Consider the following 7,434-nt stretch of genomic DNA (forward strand, 5'->3'; position numbering starts at 1 on the left):
GTCGCTGACGCCGACTGCGGACCGCACGCGGACGCGGATCGGGTCACACCGGTACATGGACCGGTCGCGCGCTTATACGTTGTGCCTCGCGCCGAAACTGCCGCCGCGGCCGGTTGGCCGCCCGCTCTCCGCGGTTCCCGCCTCGGCGGCCGCCGCGTCCGGGAGCGTGCGAGGCGGGGGACACGGCCGATCCGGTCGTCGTTACGGGGCCGAGCGTCACCGCGGGGCCGCGCGTCTCGCACATTTATCCCGGCCGGGACACTCTGAGAGAGGCATGAGCGACCCCACCGACGACGGCCCAGAGCCCACCGACGACGGCCCAGAGCCCACCGACGGCGACGACGCCCACGACCCGACCGCGGAGGACGCGCCCGCAGCGCGCGAGGAGATAGACGCCGACACCGACGCTACGCGTCACGAGTACGACCCGGACGCCGAGCACGCGTTCCCGGACGGGCGGCTCAACGAGGTCCTCGACCGGCTCGAATCCGACGAAGAGGTCCTCACCTACCTGGAGGCGCAGAACGTCAACCCGGTCGCCCGGAAGGGGTACAACGACCACGGCGCCAAACACGTCGAGATCGTGCGCGACCGCGCCCTCCGGCTGTACGACCTGCTCAAGTCAGGCGGCGTCGAGTTCAACGGCGCGCGCCAGCAGGGGCTCGACGAGGCCGACGAGCCGGTGATCGTCGCGCTCGCAGCGACCCTCCATGACATCGGCCACGTCGTCCACCGCCACGACCACCCCTACTACTCGATCCCGCTGGCGGCGGACCTGCTGGACGACCTTCTCCCCTCCTTCTACGGCGTCGCCGATCGGGTCCGCGTGAAGGCGGAGGTGCTCCACGCGATCCTCTGTCACCACACCGAGGAACAGCCGCTCACGCTGGAGGCGGGCGTCGTCCGGATCGCCGACGGCCTCGACATGGAACGCGGGCGCTCGCGTGTCCCCTACGAGGAGGGCGGCCGCGGGATCAACACCGTCTCCTCGCAGGCGATCGAGCGCGTCTCGCTGCGCCAGGGCGACGAAACCCCCGTTCAGGTCGTGATCCGGATGAACAACGCCGCCGGCGTCTACCAGGTCGACTCGCTGCTGAAGGCGAAGATGGAGGGGTCGCTGCTGGAAGACCGGGTCCAGACGATTGCGATCAACACCCACAGCGACGGGCAGGACGGCAACGGCTCGATCGTGGACAAGATCGAACTCTGACGGGGCCGCGGAGCACGCGGGGAAACGTTTCACGGGCTGCGGGGAGACCGCTTCAGATCCTCCGTGCGGAGACCGCTTCAGGGCCCGCGGAGCGTGTCGCCCGCGCCGTTCCGGTGTGACGCGCCGTCAACGACGCTCGTCGCCGCGACGGTCGTCGTCCGCGCGAGGCGGGCGGGCGTGAGCCCGCCGCACAGCTGGCTCCCCTCGGCGGCCCCGCCGCCCAGCACGGGCGCCGCCTCGAACCCGTTCGAGCGCGCCCCCGTCGCCGCGATCCCCGGCTGGTTGACGACGAGGCGCCCGGGAGCGAGCCGCGCCGCGGCCCGGCGGGCGCGGCGCTGCTGAGTGGTGTGGACCGCCGCCGCGTGAGGGGACCCGAGGTCGGCGGCGAGCCCGAGCGCGGCGTCGAACCCGTCGCGGCCGTGGACCGCGACCGCTGGGATCCCGGGCAGCGTCGCGAGCGGGTCGTCGGCGCTGTCGGGCGTCACGATCAGGAAGGAGGTCTGACGCGCCGCGTTCGGGAGGCCGAGCGCGGCCGCCAGCCGCCGCGGCGACTTCCCGCGCGGGTCCGCACCTGCGGCGCGTGCCTCGCTCTCGTCGCCCTCCGAGTCGCCGAGGAGCGCGCGGAGGCGGTCGCGCTCGGCCGCGTCGAGGACGTACCCCCCCTCGTCTTCGAGGGCGGCGCACAGCGGGCCGACAGCCGGCGACACGGTGACGACCGCGGCGTCGCCCGCGGGGTGAGCCCCGAAGTCGTACGTCGCGCCAACCGCGACCCGCGCCGCCACGGCCGGGGCCGGGACCGACCCGTCGGCGACGGCGACGACCCCGTCGGCGCTCGCGGCGACGTTCGGCGTCCCGCAGCGCTGTCCCGCGGCGACGGTGGTCTCGGAGCCGGCAGCGACGACGAAGTCGGCGCGCTCGAACAGCGCGTCCGTCTCGGGCTTCGAGGGCGGCGCCGGGAGCATCGAGAGCGCGTCCGTCGGCGCGCCGGCGTCGGCGAGCGCGCGACTGACGGTCTCGACGACCGCGTCGCACGTCTCGACCGCCGACGGCGACGGCGCGAGGACGACCGCGTTCCGCGCGGCGAGCCCGTACAGCGAGAGGACCGCGGGGACCACGACCGGGTGCGTGGCGGGGACCGCCGCGCCGACGACGCCGAGCGGCCCGGCGACCGTCACCGTCCCCGCCGCGCCGTCGCGGTCGACCACGCCGGCGGTCGGCGCGTCTCGGACCGACCGCCGGGCGGCGTCGATCTCGGTCGCGACCTTCTCCGCCTTCGTCCCCGGGTGCCCCCGCCCCGTCTCGTTGGCCGCCGACCGCGCGAGCCGGCTGATCGTCTCTCCGTCCGCCAAGCGCTCGCCGACGGACCGCACGAGGGCGGCGGCGTCGTCGGGGTCCCACACGGCCAGTTCGTTCGCCGCCGTCCGCGCCGCGGCGACGGTTCGCTCTGCGCGCCGCGACGAGTCCGAGGCCGCCGCGTCGGGTCCGCCGGCCGCCGCCCTCGCTTCCTCCGGGCCGGTCGCGCTCGGACCGTCGCGTCCATGCGTCGCCGGTCCGTCGCTCCCGTCCTTCGACGCCTCGGCGGGGTCGGTCGGTTCCGTCCCGTCGGGCGTCTCCGCGCCCGGGCCGTCGCTCCCGCTCGTCCGATCCCCACTCATGGGTACCACTGCGCCGGTGTCCGGCTTATTCTCACCCCATGAAACACTGTGTCACCGCGCGGGCCAAGTCATCATCGAAGAAACAGTTATGTCGGTGGGGACGGTGCGGGGGGACGTATGACCGAGCCGTCGGAGCTCGCGGGCGTCGTCGAGCGTCGCCTCGACTTCCTCGAACGGCTCGCCGCGGAGCCGCTGCGAAAGCATGAGCTCGTCGACGCGCTCGGCCACTCCCGGTCGACGGTGAACCGCGCGATAGACGAGCTGGAGGCGGCCGGGCTCGTCGCCGGCGAGACCGACGGCTACCTGACGACGCTCTCGGGCCGCCTCCTCGCGGAACAGTACCGCGAGTTCCTGACGGCCGCGGCCGACCTCGCGGCCGCGGGCGACGTGCTCGACCCCCTCGGCGCGGACGTCGGCGTCGACCCCGCGGTCCTCCGGAAGGCCGAGACGCACCGGGCCGCAGCGCCGGACCCGTACCGACCGCTGGAGGCCCTCGACGACGCGCTCGCCGACGCCGACTCGGTCGGCGCCGCGCTGCCCGCGTTCCCCTACCCGCGGGTGGCGGAGCGGCTCCGGCGCGCGGCCGTCGGCGGCGGCTCCGTCGATCTGGCGCTGGCGGATCGGGCGTACCGCCACGCGACCGAACGGTTCGCGGACGACCTCGGTACCGTCGCGAACCGGGACGACTGTCGGATCGCCGCCGTCGACGCCGTCGACGCGGGAGTCGTCGCGGCCGACGACACCGCGCTGCTCCTCGTCTTCGACGACGGCGCGCTCCACGGCGTGACGGCGTCGACCGAGCCAGAGGCGGTCGCGTGGGCGGAGACCGAGGTGCGCGGGCTGATCGAGCGGGGCCGCGACACGACCGAAGCGCTCGCGGCGACCGGGCGCGCGGCGGGGAAGCGGACCGGAGGCGGCCGGTCCGAGGACGACCGGCCCGGAGGCGGCCGGCTCGGCGGCGACGGCTCGCGTGACTCGCGCCGCTCGTCCGACGGCGGCCTCTTGGGACGCGGGTATCCGAACGACGAGGGGGCCGGATCGCTCTCGGCGCAGGGGTTCCGCGCGGTCGACGAGGACCGCCTCGCCGGCGATCCGAACCCGTGCGGCCCGCTGCGGGCCACGGCGTCGTTCCCCGAGGTCGACGCGGGACACGTCCTCGAGAGGAGCGTCGCGTGCGACGGCGAGCGGCGCGAGCTCGCGGGGGCACTCGTCGAGGGGCTCGCCGGCGGGACCGACCACGCCCTGGTCGGGCCGCCGGGAAGCGGCAAGAGCACCGTCTGCCGGAGCGTCGCGGTCGAGTGGTACCGGTCGGGACGCGGCCCGGTGACGTACCGGACAAGCGACGGGGGCGACCCGTTCACCGCGACGGACCGCCTGCGCGAACGCGTCACCGGGGGGGACGGACACCACCTCGTCGTCGTCGAGGACGCCGTCGACCCGGGGGCCGCGGAAGCGATCACCGTCGCCCGCCAACTGGCCGACTGCGGCGACGTGTCGTTCCTGTTCGACGCGCGCGAGGAGCCGTACGACGACCTCGACGGGCTCCCGCTGTCGCCCGCTGACCTCCGCTACCGGCGGGCGATCGAGACCGTTCGGATGCCCCGACTCGACGAGCGCGAGGTGGAGCGGTTCGTCCGCCACGTCGCCGACCGCACCGGAACCGCGCCGGCGGCCGATCCGAGCTCGCTGCTTGACGACGTGCGCGGCGACGACGACGAGCGCGTTGGGGAGCTGCTCGCGCTCGGCCACCGCCTCGTCCGCGCGGTCCGAGGCGGGACCGTTCGGTCGGAAGAGGCGGACGAGAACGCCGGCGAGGCGTCGCCGGAGAATGAAGCGGGCGGCGCCGCGCCCGCGTCGGGGTTGGAGCGGGCGGTCGCGGAGGCGGTGCGCGAGGTCAGGAACCGCCCGCCGCCGACCGCGGACGTCGCGGTGCTGGTGAACCTCCTCAACGTCGCCGGCGCGAGCGACCTCCGGACGCTGGCGTACGCGCTCGTCGACGATCGCGAGGGGGCGACTGGCGGCGGAACCGACCGCGAGCCGTCGCCGACCGTCGACGGGGTCCGACGGGCGCTCGACCGCCTCGCGGGGACGGTCCTCGTCCGGGCGGGCGACGGGGAGTACCGCGCGGTCCACGACGAGTGGTCGGTGCTGTTCTTGGAGCGGCTCGTCGACCGCGAGCCGGAGCCGGTCGTCGCCAGACGCGTGGGCCGGGTCGTCTCGCGGCTGCTCGCGCTCGCGGACGACCCGGCGCGTCGGTCCCGCGTCCGGCGGGCCGTCGGCGGGGAGGCGCCGGCAATAGACCGGATCGAGCGCGGCCCGAGCGCGTGGGCGGCGGCGACCATCCGGTCGGTGTACGGCGTCGGACGGCGGTACCCGCGGCTCGCCGCGCTGTACGGTCGCGTCCGCTACGCGTGGATCGACCTCCCGGACGCGTGCCCCGACGACCTGCGCGACCGGCCGCCGGAGTGGGTCGCGCGGATGTACATCGACGCCGGCGACCTCGACGGCGCCGCGGCGGCGCTGGACGCGTGGCGGCCGACCGGCGAGGCGGGGGCGGCCGAGCGCCAGCGGGGGTACGGCGACGTCGCCCGTCGGCGGGGCGAGTACGACGCGGCGCGGGAGCGGTTCCGGCGGGCCGAGGAGCTGTTCGCCGCCGCGGGCGATCGGACCGGGCTCGCGTCGGCGGTCCGCGGGCGGGCGCAGGCGGCGCACTTCGGCGGCGACTACGAGGCCGCGTACGAGGCGGCGTCGCGGGCGTGCGCCATCGCCGCGCGGACCGGCGACCCGATCGCGAAGGCGAAGGCGATGACGGACGCCGGCAACGCCCTCGACGCCCTCGACGGGTCCGACGCGGTCCTCGAGCACTACCGGGTCGCCGGCGACCTGTTCCGCGCCCACGACGACACCCACGGCGAGGCGAACGTCCGGGCGAACCTCGCGGTCGCGCTGCGGCGGCGGGGGGACCTCGACGCCGCCGAGCGGACCGCGCGCCGCGCGCTGGACGGCTACCGGACGGCGGGGGACGAACATCGAGAGGCGATCTCGCAGTTGAATCTCTCCGCGATCGCGGAGCAGCGCGGCACCGTCGGCGAGGCGGTCGCTCGCGCGGCGGAGGCCCGGGCGATCGCCGAGCGGATCGGCTCCGACATGTGCGAGGCGCTCGCGTTGAGCCACCTCGGCAGCGCGGCGCACCTCGCCGGCGACTTCGACCGGGCGGAGCGGTTCCTGAGGACTGCCTTGGACCGCTTCGACGCGCTCGACGCCGACGCCCGGCGCGCGATGGTGACCGCGATCCTCGCGGAGGTGGCGGTCGACCGCGGCGATCCGGGCGCGGCCGAGCGGCGGGTCGAACGGGCCGCGGCGCTGCTCGACGACCACGCGGGCCGCAAGCGGCTGGCCGAGACGGACCGGATCCGCGGGCGGGCGGCGCTGGCTCGCGGCGACGCCGACGCCGCGGCGACGGCGCTTGAATCCGCGGTCGAGTCGGCCCGGGAGGGGGGGTTCGCGCAGGCCGAGGCGAAGGCGCTCGCGTCGCTGGGCGCGGCGGCGGCCGAGCGCGGCGACGTCAAGGCGGCGGCGGGTCGGCTGACGGCGGCGCTCGACCTCGGCCGGCGAGTCGAGGACGCGCGGGCGGTCGCGTCGGCGGGCGATCGGCTCGCCGACCTGCTCGCGGGGAACGACGCCGGACCGGAACCGATCGACCGCGAGGCGCTTCGGGCGGCGCTCCGCGAGGCGCCGCCGGAGGCGGTCCCGCCGGATTCGGCCGCGGACCCGGCGGCGTACCGGGAGATAGCCGAGCGCTGGCGCGTCGACGGCGACGGGGTCGCCGCGTCGTACCCCGCGCTCGGCTGAGGGGTCGGCCCGGCGGCTTCGGGCGCTGTCGCAACCGCTTTCAGCGCGCGCTGAGAACGGCGGCCATGACCGACGCCGACACGCTCGCGGACCTCCGGACCGCGGCCGACTACCAGTTCGGGGCCGACGCGGGCGAGGCCCTGTTCCCGCCGGACGCCCCGCTCACGGTGCGCCGGTCGAGCGGCGGCCGCCCGCGGCAGGTGATCGACGGCGACGTCGACGACACCCCCGGCAGCAGCGAGGGCGACCGACTTGTCTCGTACGGCACCGACGGCCGGTTTACGCTCGGGCTCGCCGGCGGGAAGCGGATCGCCGACGCGTTCCCCGAACCGCGACACCGGATGGTCGTCGGCGAGGAGAGCGAGCCGTTCGTGCGCGAGGGGCGCAACGCGTTCGCGAAGTTCGTCACCGCGGCCGACGACGGGATCCGCCCCGGCGACGAGGTGCTCGTCGTCGACGAAAGCGGAGCGATCTTCGGGGTCGGCCGCGCCGAACTCTCCGGCGCGGAGGCCGAGCAGCTCGGCTCCGGCGTCGCCGTGAAGACGCGCGACGGGAACCCCGCTGACGGCGACTGACGGATTTGTACGCCGGCGCGTGCCTGCGAGCGGCCGCCACCGGCGGCCGCGAGACAGCACGTGCGAGGGACGCGGTGAGCGCTCGGAGAGCGCGAACCGCGAGGCTGGGGAGGCGCGAGGTGCGGGGCGGTCGCGGTCGGGC

4 protein-coding genes are annotated in these 7,434 nt (G+C 76.0%); 3 read left to right on the forward strand and 1 reads right to left on the reverse strand.

The features are described 5' to 3' along the window. Positions 1-274 precede the first annotated feature (274 nt). A complete protein-coding gene (locus EXE41_RS07780) occupies positions 275-1,210 on the forward strand; it encodes an HD domain-containing protein (protein WP_049931250.1) in 936 nt (311 codons plus the stop codon). Between the two features lie 77 nt (positions 1,211-1,287). On the opposite strand, the gene EXE41_RS07785 is transcribed toward EXE41_RS07780, so the two are convergent. Continuing rightward, complete coding sequence (locus EXE41_RS07785) at positions 1,288-2,865, reverse strand: aldehyde dehydrogenase family protein (protein WP_137690692.1); 1,578 nt, start codon at positions 2,863-2,865, stop codon at positions 1,288-1,290. Between the two features lie 117 nt (positions 2,866-2,982). On the opposite strand from EXE41_RS07785, the gene EXE41_RS07790 reads away from it, so the two are divergent. Further along, positions 2,983-6,717 carry a MarR family transcriptional regulator gene (locus EXE41_RS07790; protein WP_137690693.1) on the forward strand — a complete coding sequence of 1,245 codons (3,735 nt, stop codon included), beginning with the start codon at positions 2,983-2,985 and terminating at the stop codon, positions 6,715-6,717. Between the two features lie 65 nt (positions 6,718-6,782). After that, complete coding sequence (locus tag EXE41_RS07795; protein ID WP_086216954.1) at positions 6,783-7,292, forward strand: PUA domain-containing protein; 510 nt, start codon at positions 6,783-6,785, stop codon at positions 7,290-7,292. The last annotated feature ends 142 nt before the right edge of the window (positions 7,293-7,434 follow it).

Source organism: Halorubrum sp. SD690R, assembly GCF_005435035.1.
GTDB classification, from domain to species: Archaea; Halobacteriota; Halobacteria; order Halobacteriales; family Haloferacaceae; genus Halorubrum; species Halorubrum ezzemoulense.

What these genes read in the sequence shown, in the direction of transcription:
- EXE41_RS07780 (WP_049931250.1), top strand. Translation starts at nt 275, where the DNA reads ATGAGCGACCCCACCGACGACGGCCCAGAGCCCACCGACGACGGCCCA.
- EXE41_RS07785 (WP_137690692.1), bottom strand. Translation starts at nt 2,865, where the DNA reads ATGAGTGGGGATCGGACGAGCGGGAGCGACGGCCCGGGCGCGGAGACG.
- EXE41_RS07790 (WP_137690693.1), top strand. Translation starts at nt 2,983, where the DNA reads ATGACCGAGCCGTCGGAGCTCGCGGGCGTCGTCGAGCGTCGCCTCGAC.
- EXE41_RS07795 (WP_086216954.1), top strand. Translation starts at nt 6,783, where the DNA reads ATGACCGACGCCGACACGCTCGCGGACCTCCGGACCGCGGCCGACTAC.